An 18436-nucleotide genomic window follows, 5' to 3' on the forward strand; every position below is an offset into this window, starting at 1 on the left:
GAGTTTCGTGCCCGCCCCGTTACAGCTTGATCAGGCCGGTGAAGCCCATAAATGCCAGCGACATCAGGCCGGCGGTGATCATGCCGATGGCCGCCCCCTGAAAGGGCTGGGGGACATCGGCAGCGGCGAGGCGTTCGCGCATGGCGGAGAAGAGTACCAGCACCAGGGAGAATCCAGCGGCGGCACCAAACCCGTAGGTAGCCGAATCGACGAAGCTGCTGTTCATGCGATTGCTGTTGAGCAGGGCCACACCCAATACGGCGCAGTTGGTGGTGATCAATGGCAAGAATACCCCCAGTACTCGATGCAACAGAGGACTTACCTTTTTCACGACCATCTCGGTGAACTGCACGACGACGGCAATTACCACGATAAAGGTGATGGTTTTGAGGAACTCCAGATGGAGGGGCTTAAGAATATATTCGAAACTGACGTAGCTGCATATAGAGGCGAGAGTAAGCACAAAGGTGGTCGCCAGTGACATACCCATAGCTGTCTCGAGTTTATTCGACACCCCCATAAAAGGGCATAGGCCGAGAAACTGAACCAGCACAAAGTTGTTCACCAGCACGGCGCTGACCAGAATCAGTGTCAGTTCAGTGGCGATCTCTGGCATTACGAAGTTCCGGGTTTTCGCAGGGTGGGTCGGGGCCACCGACCGCCGGGCGGTCAGTGTTTCGAGTGTCGCCTATTATCCGGCAGCACATTATTCCATACAAGGCATATAGCCAGCACTTATAAGTCAAAATAACTATAAGCTTAAAAGCAAACGGGTGTCGCCGAGGTCGCCTTTCGGCACCCCGGCGATGGTTTAGCTGATTCGCATGCCGGGTTGCGCGCCTTCGTGGGGTTCAAGAATCCACAACTCCTTACCTCCGGGGCCCGCTGCCAGCACCATCCCCTCTGATACACCGAACTTCATCTTGCGAGGCTTGAGGTTCGCCACCATGACGGTTAGTTTACCTTCGAGTTGCTCCGGGCTGTAAGCGCTTTTAATGCCAGCAAAGACATTGCGGGTTTCACCGCCGAGATCCAGCGTAAGCTGTAACAGCTTGTCTGCCCCTTCAACATGTTGGGCTTTGGCGATGCGTACGATGCGCAGATCAACTTTTGCGAAGTCGGGGAACTCGATCTCATCTGCGATTGGCTCGCGTGCCAGCTCGCTGTCGGGTTTGGCCTTGGCGGGAGCTGCGTGCTCGGCCTGCTGCTCTCTGGACGCTTCAATCATAGCCTCTACCTTATCGTTTTCTACCCGTGATAACAGCGGCTTGAACTTGTTGATGCTGTGGCCCGCTTGCAGTAGATGCCCGGCATCACTCCAGCTCAGGGGGGCAACATTGAGGAAGGCTTCGGCGTTTTGCACCAGCGCGGGCAGTACCGGCTTGAGGTAGATCATCAGCAGGCGGAACAGGTTGATACCGACCGAGCAGATCTCCGTAACCTCCTGCTGGGTGCCTTCCTGCTTGGCCAGGGCCCATGGCTCCTTCTCTGCGATATAGGCGTTGGCCTTATCGGCCAGGGCCATGATTTCGCGAATGGCGCGGGCATACTCGCGCTGCTCGTAATGGTCGGCAATACGGTCGGAGGCCCCGATAAATTCACCGCTCAGTTCGGCTTCGGCGTCGCTGCTGGCGAGCTGGCCTCCCGCCTTTTTTATGAAACCAGCGCAACGGCTAGCGATATTGACCACCTTTCCGACCAGGTCCGAGTTGACCTTTTGTGAAAAATCTTCAAGGTTGAGGTCGAGGTCGTCGATGCGACTATTCAATTTGCTGGCGAAGTAGTAACGCAGGTATTCCGGATTCAGGTGATCGAGATAGGTTCGCGCAGTAATAAAGGTGCCGCGGGATTTGGACATCTTCTCGTTGTTCACGGTAAGGAATCCGTGGGCGCATACCCGGGTTGGGGTGCGATACCCGGCTCCCTGGAGCATGGCGGGCCAGAACAGGCAGTGAAAGTTGACGATATCCTTACCGATAAAGTGGTAGACCTCGGCCTCACTGCCGGCTTTCCAGTAGTCGTCGAAGTTAAGGTCGTCCCGGCGCTCGCACAGGTTTTTGAAACTCGCCATGTAGCCGATCGGCGCGTCCAGCCACACGTAAAAGTATTTTCCGGGTTCAGCGGGAATTTCGAAGCCGAAGTAGGGGGCATCGCGGGAGATATCCCAGTCCTGAAGTTCGCCGTCAACCCATTCGGCGAGCTTGTTGGCGATCTCATCCTGCAGGGTCCCGCTGCGGGTCCACTGCTGCAAAAACTGCTGGAAATCGGTGAGCTTGAAGAAAAAATGCTCGGAGTCCTTCTCGATCGGTGCGGATCCCGATAGTGCGGAAACCGCATTTTTTAACTCGGTAGGGGAGTAGGTAGCGCCGCAGGCTTCGCAGTTGTCACCGTATTGGCCGCTGGCATTGCAGCGTGGGCAGTCGCCCTTGATGTAGCGGTCTGCGAGGAACATCTGTTTTTCCGGGTCGAAGGCCTGGCGAATGGTGCGGCGCGCGATATGCCCTTTTTCTCGTAACGCGAGATAGATCGATTCGGACAGTTCGCGGTTTTCGTCGGAATGGGTTGAGTAGTAGTTGTCGAACTCCACCAGAAACTCGCCAAAATCGCGTTTGCGCTCGGTATTGATCAGGGCCACCGACGCTTCCGGGGTGATTCCCATCTTTTCCGCGTGCAAACTAATGGCGGTGCCGTGGGCGTCATCGGCGCAGACGTAGGTGCAGTGATGGCCTCTTTGTTTCTGGAAGCGAACCCAAATGTCGGTCTGGATATATTCGACAAGGTGTCCCATATGCAGGGGGCCGTTGGCGTAGGGTAGGGCGCTGGTAACAAGGATGTTGCGGGATTTTTGCGTCATAGGGGCCATCGACAAGTGTCAGGGGAGGGTGAACGTTTTTTAAAGGTGTAACAAAGGAGCGCGATTATAGCCCCTTTTATTGGGTGAATCATCTGCTGTCATTGATCGGCTTATGGGAAGCCGTCCCGCAGCGCGGGGCCTGTGGCCTGCCCGAGGAGGGGAGGGGCGAAGATATTTATCGTTCGCCGCCGATAATTAACAAAAAACTATTGGCTGATCACCGCTCCAAAGCCTTAGAATGTTCGATTGTATAGTCGATGTTGTGGTTGCTGAAGGGCGGCCCGGCCTCGGTTTAAGTTGTTCGGATACTGTTCAGGAGTCAGGTTTGGGGTGGGTTGCCATGGGGGGGAAGCCGTGATGAATAACGATGATCACAAGGCTTATCATCGAATGCTGAATGCCGGGGGATCCATGTGGGAACTCGATGCACCGTCCGAACCTGTGCACCCGGTTTTCGCCCGTGCAGCGCAGGCGGTACCAAACGCCGAGACGTTGACGACCGGTTCGGGAGCCCGTACAGAGCCCCTTCCGCAAGACTTTCTGCCCGAAGGGGTTTATATCGAATGGCTACAGCAGCATTATGGTATACCTCCTGCGTTTACCCTGGAGCAACTGCCCGACTTTAAGTTGTATTGGTTGGAAACCGGCGAAGCGCGTAAGGCGTGGCAAAACAAGTTCAAAAACCATGTGATCTATCAGTGGAAGCGGAAGCAGAGTGAAAGAGAGCAAAACCCTCATCGGACAACAGCTGAAAAGCTTACAGACACAAGCTGGTCAGACTCCCTCGACATCTGATGGAGCCGCAGGCGCAACGGATCTCGAACGCAAACTGACTCCGCAGCAGAAGCAGGAGCTTTCGCAGGCGGTCAATGTCCTGTTTACCCTGCTTGAAGATGCCTTCCCAACCAAGTTTAAGCACGCATTTCGCAGCGCTGAAGATCGTCAGCGCGCACAGCGGGTATGGATGTCATCGCTCAAGGTGTTCCCCCCGCAGCTGATTGTGGAGGTCGCCCGCGAGGCGATCAAAACCAGTAAGTATTTCCCTGACCTGGGCGAGATCTATCGCCTGTGCCGTGCCGCCTATACCCGACATGGGCTGAAGGAGCCGCTGCAGGCTTACTACGAAGCCTGTAATGCCCCGCAACAATCCTTGAGCCATTCATGGAGCCACATAGCGGTCTATCTCGCTGCCCGTGACACCGGTTGGCCAACCCTGCGTGGCGAGGAGCAGCGCACAGCGTTCCCCCTTTACGAACAAAATTATGAGCTGTGGTGCAATCGTGTACTGGAAGGCGAGGATCTGCAGGCAATGGTTGCCGGCGCACTCGAAAATCCTCGTCACGCGGCATTGGCGGCTGAAGTGGAGAATGCAGCCAGCGAGCGACTCCAGCAAAAAATGCAGCAGCAGGGGATCGATCCCACCGCTGGCCGACAAGCCTTTATCGATATGAAGAAAAAAATGGAGCGCTCCTAGAGAGTGTCTTTGCCTGCCCGGATACTAACCCTGACTATGGAGTGACGTTATGCCCGAACTGAGTCGACCGCTTGTAGAGCAAGCCATCCGCAACTATCAGGACCCCTACCTGAAGGGCGATCTTATTGATGCCGGAGCGGTAGAGTCGATTGCAATTGAGGGGGGTGAAGTTAAGGTTTCAATCTGCCTCTCTTACCCTGCCGGTGGTCTATGCAATGGGATTGGGCAACTGGTTTCCAGCGCTATCAGTAACCTTGATGGGGTTACCGATGCTCAGGTCCAGGTGCGTTTTGAGATCCCTTCGCACCCCGGTCAACATAACCTAGAGGCCCTCTCGCGGGTTAAAAACGTGGTTGCGGTCGCATCGGGCAAGGGGGGGGTTGGCAAGTCGACCACCGCGGTCAATCTGGCGCTGGCGTTGAGTGTCGAAGGTGCCCGGGTCGGCGTGTTGGATGCCGATATCTATGGCCCCAGCCTTGGTTTGATGCTTGGTGTTTCCGAGGGTTCTCGCCCCCAGGTGCGCGACCAAAAGTGGTTCGTGCCGATTGAAGCCCAGGGTTTGAAACTAATGTCGATGGCATTTCTGACCGACGATCGCACGCCCGTGGTATGGCGCGGGCCTATGGCCAGCGGCGCGCTACAGCAGCTGATCACACAAACGGAGTGGGGCGAACTCGATTATCTGGTGGTGGATATGCCCCCGGGTACGGGTGATATCCAGTTGACCCTTTCCCAGCAGGTGCCGCTTGCCGGAGCGGTGATCGTTACCACGCCACAGGACCTGGCTCTGCTGGATGCGAAAAAAGGTGTCGAGATGTTCCAGAAGGTGAACGTGCCTGTGTTGGGGATCGTGGAGAATATGGCGGTTCATATATGCAGTCAGTGTGGACATTCCGAGCACCTGTTTGGCGAAGGAGGGGGGACCCATATTGCGGAGCTGTACAACACCGACCTGCTGGCTTCGATGCCGCTATCGATGAGTATTCGCGAGCAGGTGGATAAGGGGCAGCCCACGGTGGCGGCAGAGCCCGATGGCCAACTCGCCACGATCTACCGTGAAGTGGCACGGCAGGTCGGTGCGACCCTGTCTATTCGCACCGCGCTGGCGGTGGCGGCACCTTCGATCTCTATTAGCGAAGACTAGGAGCCAGCGATGCGATACTGCGACAGGGATATCAAGCAACTACTGCAGCAGGAGCGCATCGCAATAGATCCAACGCCTCCTGAGGAGGCGATCAGCGGGGTTAGTGTTGACCTGAGGCTAGGTAATAGCTTTCGGGTGTTTAACGATCATGCGGCCCCCTTCGTGGATCTGAGTGGTCCGCGAGAGGATATTGAGCGGGTTCTCGATTCGATTATGAGTCGGGAGATTTTGCTGGGTGAGGAGGACTCGTTTTTCCTTCATCCTGGCGAACTTGCGCTGGCGGTGACCCTTGAATCGATCACGCTTCCCGACGATATCGTGGGTTGGCTGGATGGCCGCTCATCACTGGCTCGCCTGGGGTTGATGGTTCATGTCACGGCTCATCGGATCGACCCCGGTTGGAGCGGCCAGATCGTGCTGGAGTTTTTCAATGGTGGCAAACTGCCATTGGCACTCAAGCCGGGCATGACCATTGGGGCCATTAACTTCGAAGCCCTGAGTGGCCCGGCGGAAAAGCCTTATAATCGCCGTAAGGATGCCAAGTATCACAACCAAAACGGTGCCGTTGCCAGCCGAATTAATCGCGACGAGGGCTAGGGGGGCAGGTGCTGGACTCCCTGTTGGCGGACCTGCTGCTATTGGCGGGAACTGCATTTCTGGCCGCTACTCTGGTGCCTTTCTCTTCTGAGGCTCTGCTGGCAACCCTGCAACACCGGGGAATTGATCCCGCCGCGCTTTGGATAGCTGCAACGCTCGGCAACACCCTGGGGGCTTGCCTGAATTGGCAGCTGGGCCGCTATCTGCTTCATTTTAGTGACCGGCGCTGGTTCCCTTTTGATACCCAGCAGTTAGAGCGCGCCCAGCTTAGTTTCAATCGCTGGGGGCTGTGGTCTTTGCTGCTGAGCTGGGTGCCGGTGATAGGTGATCCCATCACCTTTGCCGCTGGCGTTATGCGGGTGCGGTTCCTGACCTTTGTGTTGATGGTATTACTGGCCAAGGGGCTCCGTTACGGGGCGGTGATTGGCATCACTGCCGGCGTACTGGCTACTTTTTAAGAGCCTCGCGCTACCTTTTGCGTTCATCCTTTCCTTTGTTGATATGCATCAAACGCTGCACTCGGGGTGTTTGATGCATATCAATGAGAAAAATGCGACTACTGGTCAGACTCTGTCGCACAGTGCTCCGCGTAATAACCCGCGCCGGGGCCCGAACGTTGGAATACAGGCACCCAATGAATGACAAAATCGTCAAATTAGCACCGCATTATTCTGGCCGTCGCAAGGGCAGCGTACTGGATGATCGTGTCGCCGCAGAGATTATGACCACCCGCGTCATGACCGCTTGCGCCGAATGGCCACTTGAGCAGCTGGCCGAGTTCTTCAAGGAGCACAAAATTTCAGGGGCACCAGTCATTGACGCCACGGGTCGTTTGGCCGGTGTTGTCTCCTTGACCGACATTGTGCGCCAACGCATGAGCGATGATTTTTATCGCCCGGAGGAGCGTCTGAGCCCGCAGGGGCAACGCCGGGACGCCGGTGAGAAGTGTGTCAATCAGCTTCAGGTCGCCGACATCATGACCCCGGATGTTTATGATGTCACCATGAACACCCCCTTGCACAAAGTGGCAGCGATCATGGTCAAAGGTAATATTCATCGTGTGCTGGTTACCCACGATAAAAAGGTGGTTGGAATTATCTCGTCGCTGGATATGTTGCGGCAAGAGGTGAGTTAGGGTTTTGATTCGCAATGAGCGGTTCAATGGCTTGGCCGCTCGTTTGTGTTTCACGGCAAGCCGCAACACCCCGGTGTTGCGGCTTTTTTATGTACAGGATGTACGGGCCGTTAGCTGCGCTCCTGCGCAATCGGCGCTTCCCACATCCCTGTCGGTCGTATGCCACGAGAGCCATGGACGGGCCGGTTAGCGCTCCTGCCAAATCGGCACTTCCCACATCCCTGTCGGTCGTATGCCACGAGAGCCATGGACGGGCCGATTAGTGCTCCTGCCAAATCGGCACTTCCCACATCTGTAGGTCGAAGCTTCAGATGGGGCGTTCCGCGCTCCTGCCAGGGAGGATTTCATGTCTTCCGGCGGGTCTTTGTGGCCTATTGGCGCGATTTTCAGATGGCGTAAAAATCAACCAGTCGGTGTGGATTGAGGTGATCTAAATGGCATTTGGGGCTGATGTTTGCTGGCGCAACAAAAAAGTCATTCAGCAGCTTTTTGGGCTTGACGAAGAGTTAAACCCTTGCCGCTTCAGGGGTCACGTATGAGCGATAGTCAGCTTTCAAAGGCAGCGAAATTCACGGCTTTTGCTTTATTGATCTGTGTCAATAAAGCAACCTCTCTTATTCAGTAAATTAGCTGCAACCACAACATATAGTGGTTGATATATATCAACAACACTAAATGTGCGATAGTTGATCTGGCCGTTTTGATCAGATTGTCGCCAGATTCCCGACAGAAAGCAGGTACAGATTAATGATTAAGGATCAGATCCAGATCAACGAGCCGTTGCCCCTGACCATCAAGAAGCGCGATGGCAAGGAGTGTGTATTCGACACCGCCAAGATCTACAAGGCGGTAGAGTTGGCGGGCGAAGCCAGCAAGGAATACGGACCCGAGCAGGCCGTTGAGCTAACCAGGAAGGTTTTGAAGGTTGTTAGCTTCCGCTATACCCGTGAGGTGCCCAGCGTTGAGCAGGTACAGGATGTCGTCGAGCAGGTATTGGCGATGTCAGAGTACTTCCAGACCGCGAAGGCGTACATTCTCTACCGTCAAACTCACAAGCAGATCCGTAGTGATCGTAAGACCTTGCTCGACGTGGAATCTTCCATGGATGAGTACCTCGACCAGCTTGACTGGCGAGTTAAGGCGAACGCTAATCAGGGTTATTCGCTCGGGGGCATGATCCTCAACGTTTCCGGTAAGGTCGTTGCCAACTATTGGTTGAACCATGTCTATCCTCCCGAGATCGGCCAGGCCCACCGTAATGCGGATATGCACGTACACGACCTCGATATGCTCGCCGGCTACTGCGCTGGCTGGTCCCTGCGTACACTGCTGCATGAAGGTTTTAACGGTGTACCCGGTAAAATTGAAGCGGCGGCCCCCAAGCACCTTTCCAGCGCGATCGGGCAGATGGTTAATTTCCTCGGCACCCTGCAAAACGAATGGGCTGGCGCCCAGGCGTTCAGTTCCTTTGACACTTACCTGGCTCCTTTCGTACGCAACGACAAGATGGCCTACGGGGACGTTAAGCAGTGCATTCAGGAGTTCATCTATAACCTGAACGTGCCGTCGCGCTGGGGAACCCAAACTCCGTTCACTAACATTACCCTGGATTGGGTATGTCCTGAGGATCTGCGCGAACAGATTCCGGTGATCGCGGGCCAAGAGATGCCGTTTGCCTATGGCGACCTGGCCGATGAGATGGCGATGATCAATCGCGCGTACATCGAAGTAATGATGGCCGGTGATGCCATGGGGCGTGTATTCACCTTCCCGATCCCGACCTATAACGTGACCAAGGATTTCGATTGGGACAGCGAAAACTCGGATATGTTGTTCGAAATGGCGGCAAAATATGGCCTGCCTTACTTCCAGAACTTCCTCAACTCCGACCTGACACCCAATATGGTTCGTTCCATGTGCTGCCGCTTGCAGCTCGATCTTCGGGAACTGCTCAAGCGGGGTAATGGCCTCTTTGGTTCGGCGGAGCAGACCGGTTCGCTGGGCGTGGTTACCATCAACTGTGCACGCCTTGGGTTCCTGTTCAAGGGCAATCGTGAAGGGCTACTGGCCCGTCTTGACGAGCTGTTGAATCTGGCGCGCAATAGTCTGGAGATCAAGCGTAAGGTGATACAAAGCTATATTGATGCGGGCTTGTTCCCCTACACCAAACGCTATCTGGGTACCCTGCGTAATCATTTCTCCACCATCGGAGTGAATGGTGTCAACGAAATGATCCGTAACTTTACTTCCGATCAACTGGATATCGCCAGTCCTGCCGGGCACCAACTGGCGGTAGATCTGCTGGATCACATCCGTGGACGCATGCAGGAGTTCCAGGAGGAGACCGGTCACCTGTACAACCTGGAGGCGACACCGGCCGAAGGTACGACCTATCGCCTGGCCAAGGAAGATCGCAAGCGCTTTGATGGCATCATTCAGGCGGGTACTGAGGAGAAGCCTTACTATACAAACTCCTCGCAGTTACCCGTTGGTCATACCGACGACCCCTTCGAGGCGCTGGCAATGCAGGACGAACTGCAGTGCAAATACACCGGTGGCACCGTGCTGCACCTGTATATGAACGAGCGGATCTCCTCCACGGACGCGTGCAAGAAGCTGGTGCAGCGTTCACTAACCAATTTCCGTTTGCCCTATATCACCATTACCCCAACCTTCTCTATCTGCCCGACTCACGGCTATCTCAAGGGAGAGCATGAATTCTGCCCGACCTGCGATCAGGAACTTCTGGCAGAGAAGGCCCGGAAGAGTCAAGGCCAGCAAAAGCAGGCCGTTTAACACACAAGGAGCGATACCATGAGCAATGATGTACAGATTAAACTGGAAGAGCACGAACGTCAGCGTTGTGAAGTTTGGACTCGTGTAATGGGCTATCATCGTCCGGTGTCTGCGTTCAATCCGGGTAAGCAATCCGAATACGCAGAGCGCAAGCAGTTTGTAGAACGCCTCCAGTGATTGAGGTTGGCGTTCGCGCCAATGCCACCATACCCCCGGTCCCGCTAAGGATCGGGGGTATGGTGCCTATGAGCAGTGTGGATTTTCCCGATCAGCTCAGCGCGGTACTGTTCTGCCAAGGCTGCAACTGGCGTTGCCACTACTGCCATAACCCCCATTTGATGGCGGTGGATGCCGAAGAGCTGGTCAGCTGGGAAGACGTGCTCGATTTCCTTCGCCAGCGTCAAGGTCTGCTCGACGCCGTTGTTTTTAGTGGTGGCGAACCTTTGCTGCAGCAGAGCCTGGAGGCCGCAATCGATGCAGTGCGTGAGCTGGGTTTCCGGGTTGCGTTGCACACCTCCGGGAGCATTCCGGAACGCTTTGCTCGTATACTTCCAAAAGTTGATTGGGTCGGGCTGGATATCAAAGCCCTGCCAGCGGACTGTCAGTCGGTTACTACGATCGCCAGTAGTGGCGATAAGAGCTGGCAAAGCCTGCGCCTGTTGCTCGACAGCGGGGTGGCTCATGAGGTGCGCACAACGGTTCACTGGAGCCTGATGGGTCCGCAACAGGTGGTGGCGTTAGGTGAACGCCTGGTGTCCGAAGGGGTCGAACGGTTTGTGTTGCAAGACTGTCGTGATGATCACTGCTTGAACCCGGATCTGGGCGAGTCCTGGATCGATCCCCTTGAGTTACAACCGGTGCTGACTCGCCTCAGTGCGAGCTTTACTCATTTCAGTTTTCGCTAAGGGCGGTGACGGATAAATAGTTAAAAACCTATCGCTGCCACTGCAGGTGCAGCGATAGGTTTTTTTATTTATCAGTTGTGGGCGTGCAGTTCTTCGTTGAGCTCGATGGCGGAACGGTTGGTTTTGCACTCCAGGGCGCCACTCAAGGAGTTGCGACGGAACAGTAGGTCGGATTTTCCTGCCAGGGACGATGCCTTAACCGTTTCCACAATGGTGCCCTGATCGTCGAGCAGTTGCACCTTGGATCCGCCGGTTACATAGAGCCCCGCCTCGACTGTGCAACGATCTCCCAGTGGGATACCAAGGCCCGCATTAGCACCCAGCAGACAGCCTTCGCCCACGGAAATTATCACGCTATTGCCTCCCGAGAGGGTGCCCATGGTTGAGCAACCACCGCCGAGGTCGGAGCCCTTGCCGACGATTACACCAGCAGATATGCGGCCTTCGACCATGCTGGTGCCTTCGGTGCCCGCGTTAAAGTTTACGAAGCCTTCGTGCATGATGGTGGTGCCTTCGCCGATATAGGCACCCAGGCGAACCCGTGCGGTATGGGCAATGCGCACTCCGGCCGGTACCACGTAGTTGGTCATCTTGGGGAACTTGTCGACAGAGGATACTTCCAGTAACTCGCCTTTGGCGCGAGCCTGCAGCTGGCGCCGGGGAAGTTCGCTCAGGTCCACAGCGCCCTGGTTGGTCCAGGCGACGTTTGGTAACAGGGGAAAGATGCCGCTGAGATCGGTGCCATGGGGTTTAACGTAGCGGTGGGAGATCAGGTGCAGCTTGAGGTATGCCTCGGGTGTGGTCGTGGGTGAGCTGTCGGTCTCGAGAAAAGTAGCGACGGCAGGCTGCTGACTCTGCACCAGTTCGTCCATGATGGTGGATTGATCATGGAAGTCGGTTTCGGCAATGGCGTCGCGCAGGTCGTTGAGCTGCTCCTGGCTCAATTCGATGCTTTGGTTGCCGCCCTGATAGCCAACGGCATCACCCAGTTTGCGCACCAGGTCCGGACAGGGGGTAAACAGGGGGTTGGGGTAATACACCTCCAGCCACTCGCCCTTGTTGTTTTGGGTGCCAATGCCGATGGCGAAACTGAAAAATGGTTTGCTCATGGTAAGTCCTGTTATCTGGGTGTTTAAAAATCAGGTCAATTGTTAACGCTAGGAAAGCTGTTTAAAAAAATCAGCGTACTGATCGGAGTTAAAGCCCAGTACACGCTGATCACCAACGACCAAAAGAGGGCGTTTTATCAGTGAACTATGCTCGCATATCAGAGATAGGGCACTCTCTTCATTGGTGTTGTCGCGGATAGCTTCGGGTAGCTTGCGCCAGGTAGTGCCTCGACGATTTATTAGCTTATCCCATCCCAGCTGCCGCAGGTGCTCTGCAAATTCGTCCACCGGAACGCCTTCACGTTTATAGTCGTGAAAACGGTACTCGATACCTTGTTGATCCAGCCAGGTGCGCGCTTTTTTCATGGTGTCGCAGCTTTTGATGCCATACAGAGTGATCATATTAGTCGATGCTCAATAGGAACGATTTGATGCGCTCGGCCGCTTCGCGGCACTCCTCAAGGGACGCGACCAGTGCCATGCGAACCCGGTTTGCTCCGGCATTAACCCCATTGATGTCACGGGCCAGGTAGCTGCCGGGCAGTACGGTGATATTTTGCCGGGCGAAAAGCTCGCGGGCAAAACGTTCGTCGTCGTAACCGGCAGGGGTTTTGAACCACAGGTAAAATCCGGCATCGGGCAGCTCGATATCGCAGGTCGAGGCCAGAATCGTGCTGACCTCGTTAAATTTCTGCCGGTACAGACGCCGGTTTGCTAGCACGTGCTCCTCGTCTCGCCACGCCAGGATGCTGGCGCGCTGGTGTTGAAGAGGCATGGCGCAGCCATGATAGGTGCGGTATAGCAGATAGGGGGCGAGTAGGGAGGCGTCGCCCGCGACGAACCCCGAGCGCAGGCCGGGCAGGTTGGATCGCTTGGATAGGCTGTGAAATACAACGCAGCGGTGGAAGTCATCTCGCCCCAGTTGGGCGCAAGCTTGAAGCAGGCCGACTGGCGGTTGCTGCTCGTCGGGATAGATCTCTGAATAGCACTCGTCGGAGGCGATGACAAAGTCGTAACGATCCGCTAACTCGATCAACTTTGTGAGGGTGGACAGGGGGGTTACCGCGCCGGTTGGGTTTCCGGGGGAACACAAAAAAAGCAGTTGGCACTGCTGCCATTGGGATTCGCTGACGGCATCATAATCGGGAAGAAATCGATTCTCCTCCCGGCATGGAAGGTACTGGCAGTCGGCACCGGCGAGAAAGCTTGCGCCTTCGTAAATCTGGTAGAAGGGCGAAGGCATCAGCACCCGTGGCGAGGCTTGTTTGCGGCTGATGACCGCCTGGGTAAAAGAAAAGAGGGCCTCACGGGTACCGTTGACGGGTATCACCTCGGTTGCGGCACTGGGCGCTCTATTGAGCCTGAAGCGCTGCTGTAGCCAGTGAGCAATGGTTTCGCGTAGTTCGGTGAGGCCCAGTGTGGTCGGGTAGTGGCTGAGCCCCTCCAGGTTGGAAGCCAGGTAATCGGTAACGAATGCGGGTGCGCTGTGTTTTGGTTCACCGATCGAGAGTGCGATAGGATCTCGATCGGCGGGGGGCTCGATACCACTTTTGAGCCGGGATAGCTTCTCGAACGGGTAGGGGTGCAGTGCGGCGAGGTCAGGATTCATGGTCATCAACCTAGTGTGAGGTGATCGTGATGGAGTGATTGCGAGATGCATTTTCCTGAGTGTGGGCATCCAGAGCCTCGCGCAGGGTGTCGCAGATCTGCTGACACTGCAGCGGATCTTCAATCAACCGCTGCTGAGCGTCGGTAATGATAAAGACGTCTTCAACCCGTTCGCCCAGGGTGGCGATCTTGGCATTATGGATCGAGAGGTCGAGTTCCATAAAGACCTGCCCGATCAATGCCAGCAATCCAGGCCTGTCGGGGGCCACCACTTCCAAAATCGTACGGTGGATGACCGGGTCATTGCTGATCGTAATTTCGGCCGGATAGCTGAAGTGTTTGAGCTGTCTGGGTGTGCGCCGGCGAACGACCAGCGGGTAATCTTCCGGGTGCTTCAACGCATCGATGAGAGCGCTCTCGATCTCTCTTATGCGACGGGGGTTGTCGCCGATAGGAGAACCGTCAAGCTCCAGAACGATGAAAGTATCGAAGCTGAAGCCGGCGTTGGAGGTGACAATGCGGGCGTCCTGGATGTCCAGATTGAGCTGGTCGATGACTGCGGTACTGGCGGCGAAAAGTTCGTCGCGGTCCGGGGTGTAGATAAATATCTTGGTGCCCCCTTCAAAGGCGCGGTCGGTGGTTTCCCGCATCAGTACCAGGGGGTCGGAGGATGTGTGACGGGCGATATTGAGGGTATGCCAAACGACATCACGCACGGAATGGCGCAGAAAATACTCGTCCCCCAGGGTGTTCCAGACCGAAGCGATCTCGGTCTCCTCCAGTTCGTTGATGAGTTCCGCGTGAGCGTTTGTTTGGGTCTCATCGATCGCTTGTTGGGCTTCGAGGGGATTTTCCAGCCCCCGGCGCAATGCGCGTTGGGTTTGGCTATAGAGGTCGCGCATTAAGGATGCGCGCCAGCTGTTCCATAGGGTTGCATTGGTGGCGTTGATATCGGCAACCGTGAGTATGTAGAGGTAGTCCAGTCGCATCTGGTCGCCGACGGTGTTGGCGAATTCATTGATCACTTCGGGGTCGGAGAGGTCCTGGCGCTGCGCGGTGGTGGACATCAGCAAGTGGGTTTTTACCAGCCAGGAAACCAGCGATGCATCCCATTTGCTCAGGTGGTGGCGTTCACAGAATGCGCGGGCATCCACCGCACCCAGTTCCGAGTGATCGCCGCCCCGCCCCTTGGCGATATCGTGATACAGGGCTGCAATATAGATCAGCTCCGGCTTGGGTAGTTTCTCCATTATCTTGGACGCCACGGGGAAGCGTTCAGCGTTCTCTTTGTAGGTAAATGAACGCAGGAACTTGATCAGCAAAAGCGTGTGCGCGTCCACGGTATAGGTGTGGAAAAGGTCGTGCTGCATCTGGCCTGTAATTTTGCCAAATTCAGGCAGGTAAAGACCCAGCACTCCCCAGCGCAGCATGCGCCTTAGGTTAATAGTGAGTCCGTAGGGTGCGCGCATCAGTTCGATAAAAAGGGTGGTGTTGCTGATGTCGCTGCGGAAGCTGTCGTCGATCAGGTGACGGTGCTCCCGGATCAGGCGAATGGTTGACGCCCTAATCCCAAGGATAAAGGGGTTTTTGGTCATCAGTACGAACATCTCCAGCAGCGCGAAAGGGGTTTGAGCGAAGACCTCCGGATCCATTACTTCGATATAGTTTTTCCGTACCTGAAAGCGACTGTTGAGAGGGATGAGGGTGTCGTCATCATCTACTGACAGGATTACCTCGTCCAGGTGCTGCAGCAACAGATCGTTGAGTTCTGCGAGCCCCATTACGAGCTGGTAATAGCGCTGCATAAACTGCTCAACGGCGAGGCTTTTGTCGCTGTCGCTATATCCGAACAGCTCCGCCAGGGGTTTTTGGTAATCAAATAGCAGGCGGTCCTCCTCACGCCCGGTGATCATATGTAGTCCCCAGCGCACTCGCCACAGGAACGCCTGACCTTCGCTGAGAATCTGGTACTCCGATTCGGTGAGGAACTCCAGTCGCACTAGATCATGGGCGCTTTTGGCCCCGTAATGGCGTCGGGTCACCCACATGATCATCTGCGTGTCACGGAGTCCGCCGGGCGAATTCTTTACGTTGGGCTCAAGGTTGTATTCGGTGTCATTAAATTTACGGTGACGGGTGCGCTGCTCTTCGTATTTCTCTTTCAGAAAGAGTTTGCTCGGCCACATCTTTTCGGGGCTGATGCGTTTGAGCAGCTCCTCACGCAACATTTCCGGGCCCTCAAGTACCCGTGACTCCAGCAGATTGGTGATGATGGTCAGGTCTTTGCTGGCTTCGGCTCCGCACTCCTTGATGGAGCGGACGCTTTGGCCCACTTCCAGGTTGATATCCCATAGCAGGGTCAGAAAGCGTTCGATATTATCGCGATAGCGACCATGGTTTTCCTTGCGCAGCAGGATCAGCAGGTCGATATCGGAGCGAGGGTGGAGCTCGCCGCGACCGTAGCCCCCCACGGCCAGTAGGGCGATATCTCCCTCGGCGCCCCAGTCAAGGTGATTCCATGCCAGTGAAAGTACCTGGTCGATCATCCAGGCGCGGGCGTTGACCAGCATGCGGATGTCCCGCCCTTCCCGGTACCACCGGTCCAGAGTCTCCTGCGCCTGGCGCATGCAACGCTTGTAGGCAGGAATGGGGCTTGAGGAGAGAGTCAGTTCGGCGCGGAACTGCCCTTTGTTGAACAGCTCGTTGGTGAGCTGCTGTTCGTTCAGTGATGCGTACATTGTTTCCCCTGCCTTGCGGGTAGCCCGTGACGTGCGGGTGCGACGCTCATCCTTGAGGGTCGCTAGGGTGTTAACTGTATTCGGGAGCGGTTTCGCCGTTGCGCAGGGTGAGGATTTCGTACCCCTGTGCGGTTACCAAAATAGTGTGTTCCCATTGCGCGGAGAGGCGCTTGTCGCGGGTGGTCACTGTCCAGCCATCTTTGGCGTTGAGCTTGGTGAATTTCTTACCCGCATTGATCATGGGCTCAATGGTAAAAGTCATTCCTTCGCGAAGCTCCATGCCCGTGCCAGACTTGCCGTAGTGGAGTACCTGGGGCTCCTCGTGAAAGAGTTTGCCGATGCCGTGGCCGCAGTACTCCTCGACCACCGAATAGTTGTGACGGTGGGCGTGTTTGGAGATGACCGCACCAATATCCCCGAGCCGCGCTCCGGGCCTTACCTGGTCGATACCAAGAAACATACACTCCCTGCTTATCTGGCACAGGCGCTGGGCGTGCTCTGGCGTTTCGCCAACGTAGAACATCATGCTGGTGTCGCCATGGTAACCGTCTTTGATGACGGTGATGTCGACGTTAAGGATGTCGCCGGTCTTTAGCACCTTGGTGTCGCTTGGGATGCCGTGGCAGATTACGCTATTGAGCGAGGTACAGATCGATTTAGGAAATCCGTGATAGTTCAGCGGAGCCGGCACTGCCTGCTGCACATTGACGATGTAGTCATGGCAGATTCGATCCAGTTCGCCAGTAGTGATGCCTGCCTCAATCGAGGGGGAGATCATGTCCAGTACTTCGGCGGCCAAGCGGCCGGCCACGCGCATCTTTTCAATTTCGGCGGAGGTCTTGATGGTGACGGTCATAGAGCTGCTGCGATTGGTTTCAGTGGGTCGGCAAGCACGAGGGGCCGCCAGGTTGCGGGCTATTCTAGCAAAGCCGCATTGTCTGTATAAGGGGTGGGGAGTGTTATTCCTTATTTCGCCTTCAAAACACCTATAGGGCGCTTAATTTGATTGTTTGGTTTTCGTGGTGACGGAATTGTGGTATAAAGCGCGCGCCGCTGGCAAAACCCTCTATCAGGAGGGCTTGTTCAGACGGTACATAAACTAATCACACACACACCGACACGTGGTTCTGGGTGCCCTTAGGGGTTGGATCATGGGGTGTGTGGAGGCCTAACCCGAGTTCAGGAGAATCCAATGGCTCAAGTTACAATGCGTGAAATGCTCAAAGCGGGCGTTCACTTCGGTCACCAGACCCGTTACTGGAACCCCAAGATGAATAAGTACATCTTCGGTGCCCGTAACAAAATCCATATTATTAACCTCGAGCACACTCTTCCCGCCTTTAATGACGCGTTGAGTTTCGTCGAGCGCCTGGCGCAAGGTAAGAACAAAATTTTGTTTGTGGGCACCAAGCGCGCCGCGAGCAAGGTTGTTCGTGAAGAGGCCAGTCGTGTAGGTATGCCTTTTGTTGACCATCGCTGGTTGGGTGGCATGCTCACTAACTACAAGACTATTCGCCAGTCTATTCGTCGTCTGCGTGAGCTGGAAAGCCAGTCACAGGACGGTACGTTCGAGCACCTGACCAAGAAGGAAGCGCTGATGCGTAGCCGTTCTTTGGAAAAGCTTGATCGTAGCCTGGGTGGAATCAAGGATATGGGCGGCTTGCCTGATGCTTTGTTTGTCATCGACGTAGATCACGAGCGCATCGCGATCAGCGAAGCTAACAAGCTGGGTATTCCGGTTATCGGTATCGTCGATACCAACAGCAACCCCGATGGCGTCGACTACGTTATTCCTGGAAACGACGATGCTATTCGCGCTATCCAGTTGTACGTTAAGTCGGTTTCCGACTCCGTTGCCGAAGGCCGCGCCGCCACTAATGTAGGTAGCGAAGAAGAGTTTGTTGAAGTCGCCGCTCCTGAAGCGCCAGCCGAAGCAGAGCAATCAGCTGAAGGTTAATGCGATCTCTGCATGCCCGAGGGCATGCTTGAAAAAGGGGGCAAGGCCCCCTTTTTCTGATTGAAATTCCGCGGAAGCTGTCAGTTACCCTGGTAAAGGCAGCTTCGGTAAACAGTTAA

General features: G+C 55.5%; 15 protein-coding genes and 1 pseudogene. 9 read left to right on the forward strand and 7 right to left on the reverse strand.

What is annotated here, in order from left to right:
• Nucleotides 1-19: 19 nt before the first annotated feature.
• The gene (gene rsxA, locus ACP3PW_RS13870; RefSeq protein WP_426417325.1) at nt 20-616 is read right to left on the reverse strand and encodes an electron transport complex subunit RsxA; all 597 of its coding nucleotides are present in this window, start codon (nt 614-616) and stop codon (nt 20-22) included.
• Between the two features lie 195 nt (nt 617-811).
• On the reverse strand, nt 812-2854 hold the full coding sequence (metG, locus tag ACP3PW_RS13875; protein ID WP_426417326.1) for a methionine--tRNA ligase: 2043 nt from the start codon (nt 2852-2854) through the stop codon (nt 812-814).
• Between the two features lie 357 nt (nt 2855-3211).
• Between metG and ACP3PW_RS13880 the strand changes: the two genes are divergently transcribed.
• The 8 genes and pseudogenes from ACP3PW_RS13880 to ACP3PW_RS13915 all read left to right on the forward strand — a co-directional run bounded on the left by ACP3PW_RS13880 (nt 3212) and on the right by ACP3PW_RS13915 (nt 10905).
• A complete protein-coding gene (locus ACP3PW_RS13880) occupies nt 3212-3649 on the forward strand; it encodes a DnaT-like ssDNA-binding domain-containing protein (RefSeq protein ID WP_426417327.1) in 438 nt (145 codons plus the stop codon).
• On the forward strand, nt 3570-4328 hold the full coding sequence (locus ACP3PW_RS13885; protein ID WP_426417328.1) for a replication protein P: 759 nt from the start codon (nt 3570-3572) through the stop codon (nt 4326-4328). The genes ACP3PW_RS13880 and ACP3PW_RS13885 overlap by 80 nt, the downstream gene beginning before the upstream one ends.
• A gap of 49 nt (nt 4329-4377) precedes the next feature.
• The gene (gene apbC, locus ACP3PW_RS13890; RefSeq protein ID WP_426417329.1) at nt 4378-5472 is read left to right on the forward strand and encodes an iron-sulfur cluster carrier protein ApbC; all 1095 of its coding nucleotides are present in this window, start codon (nt 4378-4380) and stop codon (nt 5470-5472) included.
• Nucleotides 5473-5481: 9 nt separating this feature from the next.
• Nucleotides 5482-6069: a dCTP deaminase gene (dcd, locus tag ACP3PW_RS13895; RefSeq protein ID WP_426417330.1), complete on the forward strand. Its 588-nt coding sequence runs from the start codon at nt 5482-5484 to the stop codon at nt 6067-6069.
• Nucleotides 6070-6077: 8 nt separating this feature from the next.
• Complete coding sequence (locus ACP3PW_RS13900) at nt 6078-6527, forward strand: YqaA family protein (protein WP_426417331.1); 450 nt, start codon at nt 6078-6080, stop codon at nt 6525-6527.
• Between the two features lie 176 nt (nt 6528-6703).
• A complete protein-coding gene (locus tag ACP3PW_RS13905) occupies nt 6704-7204 on the forward strand; it encodes a CBS domain-containing protein (protein ID WP_426417332.1) in 501 nt (166 codons plus the stop codon).
• Nucleotides 7205-7951: 747 nt separating this feature from the next.
• Nucleotides 7952-10177: pseudogene (locus ACP3PW_RS13910) on the forward strand (ribonucleoside triphosphate reductase).
• Nucleotides 10178-10236: 59 nt separating this feature from the next.
• Nucleotides 10237-10905: an anaerobic ribonucleoside-triphosphate reductase activating protein gene (locus ACP3PW_RS13915; protein WP_426417333.1), complete on the forward strand. Its 669-nt coding sequence runs from the start codon at nt 10237-10239 to the stop codon at nt 10903-10905.
• A gap of 71 nt (nt 10906-10976) precedes the next feature.
• On the opposite strand, the gene dapD is transcribed toward ACP3PW_RS13915, so the two are convergent.
• From dapD to map, 5 genes are all read right to left on the reverse strand, one after another.
• Nucleotides 10977-12014, reverse strand: coding sequence for a 2,3,4,5-tetrahydropyridine-2,6-dicarboxylate N-succinyltransferase (gene dapD / locus ACP3PW_RS13920; RefSeq protein ID WP_426417334.1), 1038 nt, complete (start codon nt 12012-12014; stop codon nt 10977-10979).
• A 48-nt stretch (nt 12015-12062) separates the two neighbouring features.
• Nucleotides 12063-12416 carry an ArsC family reductase gene (locus tag ACP3PW_RS13925; RefSeq protein WP_426417335.1) on the reverse strand — a complete coding sequence of 118 codons (354 nt, stop codon included), beginning with the start codon at nt 12414-12416 and terminating at the stop codon, nt 12063-12065.
• A 1-nt stretch (nt 12417) separates the two neighbouring features.
• Complete coding sequence (dapC, locus tag ACP3PW_RS13930) at nt 12418-13623, reverse strand: succinyldiaminopimelate transaminase (protein WP_426417336.1); 1206 nt, start codon at nt 13621-13623, stop codon at nt 12418-12420.
• 10 nt (nt 13624-13633) lie between these two features.
• Nucleotides 13634-16360 carry a [protein-PII] uridylyltransferase gene (locus tag ACP3PW_RS13935; RefSeq protein ID WP_426417337.1) on the reverse strand — a complete coding sequence of 909 codons (2727 nt, stop codon included), beginning with the start codon at nt 16358-16360 and terminating at the stop codon, nt 13634-13636.
• A gap of 70 nt (nt 16361-16430) precedes the next feature.
• Nucleotides 16431-17216 (reverse strand): type I methionyl aminopeptidase, encoded by a 786-nt coding sequence (gene map / locus ACP3PW_RS13940; RefSeq protein ID WP_426417338.1) that lies wholly within the window; start codon nt 17214-17216, stop codon nt 16431-16433.
• 336 nt (nt 17217-17552) lie between these two features.
• Between map and rpsB the strand changes: the two genes are divergently transcribed.
• Nucleotides 17553-18317 carry a 30S ribosomal protein S2 gene (gene rpsB, locus ACP3PW_RS13945; protein ID WP_426417339.1) on the forward strand — a complete coding sequence of 255 codons (765 nt, stop codon included), beginning with the start codon at nt 17553-17555 and terminating at the stop codon, nt 18315-18317.
• Nucleotides 18318-18436: the final 119 nt, after the last annotated feature.

It is taken from the genome of Aestuariirhabdus sp. LZHN29 (genome assembly GCF_049985285.1).
GTDB lineage: Bacteria > Pseudomonadota > Gammaproteobacteria > Pseudomonadales > Aestuariirhabdaceae > Aestuariirhabdus.

Bases quoted from the DNA above. Each gene is read 5' to 3' on its own strand.
- rsxA (WP_426417325.1), bottom strand. From the start codon at position 616: ATGCCAGAGATCGCCACTGAACTGACACTGATTCTGGTCAGCGCCGTG.
- metG (WP_426417326.1), bottom strand. From the start codon at position 2,854: ATGACGCAAAAATCCCGCAACATCCTTGTTACCAGCGCCCTACCCTAC.
- ACP3PW_RS13880 (WP_426417327.1), top strand. From the start codon at position 3,212: ATGAATAACGATGATCACAAGGCTTATCATCGAATGCTGAATGCCGGG.
- apbC (WP_426417329.1), top strand. From the start codon at position 4,378: ATGCCCGAACTGAGTCGACCGCTTGTAGAGCAAGCCATCCGCAACTAT.
- dcd (WP_426417330.1), top strand. From the start codon at position 5,482: ATGCGATACTGCGACAGGGATATCAAGCAACTACTGCAGCAGGAGCGC.
- ACP3PW_RS13905 (WP_426417332.1), top strand. From the start codon at position 6,704: ATGAATGACAAAATCGTCAAATTAGCACCGCATTATTCTGGCCGTCGC.
- ACP3PW_RS13915 (WP_426417333.1), top strand. From the start codon at position 10,237: ATGGTGCCTATGAGCAGTGTGGATTTTCCCGATCAGCTCAGCGCGGTA.
- dapD (WP_426417334.1), bottom strand. From the start codon at position 12,014: ATGAGCAAACCATTTTTCAGTTTCGCCATCGGCATTGGCACCCAAAAC.
- ACP3PW_RS13925 (WP_426417335.1), bottom strand. From the start codon at position 12,416: ATGATCACTCTGTATGGCATCAAAAGCTGCGACACCATGAAAAAAGCG.
- dapC (WP_426417336.1), bottom strand. From the start codon at position 13,623: ATGAATCCTGACCTCGCCGCACTGCACCCCTACCCGTTCGAGAAGCTA.
- ACP3PW_RS13935 (WP_426417337.1), bottom strand. From the start codon at position 16,360: ATGTACGCATCACTGAACGAACAGCAGCTCACCAACGAGCTGTTCAAC.
- map (WP_426417338.1), bottom strand. From the start codon at position 17,216: ATGACCGTCACCATCAAGACCTCCGCCGAAATTGAAAAGATGCGCGTG.
- rpsB (WP_426417339.1), top strand. From the start codon at position 17,553: ATGGCTCAAGTTACAATGCGTGAAATGCTCAAAGCGGGCGTTCACTTC.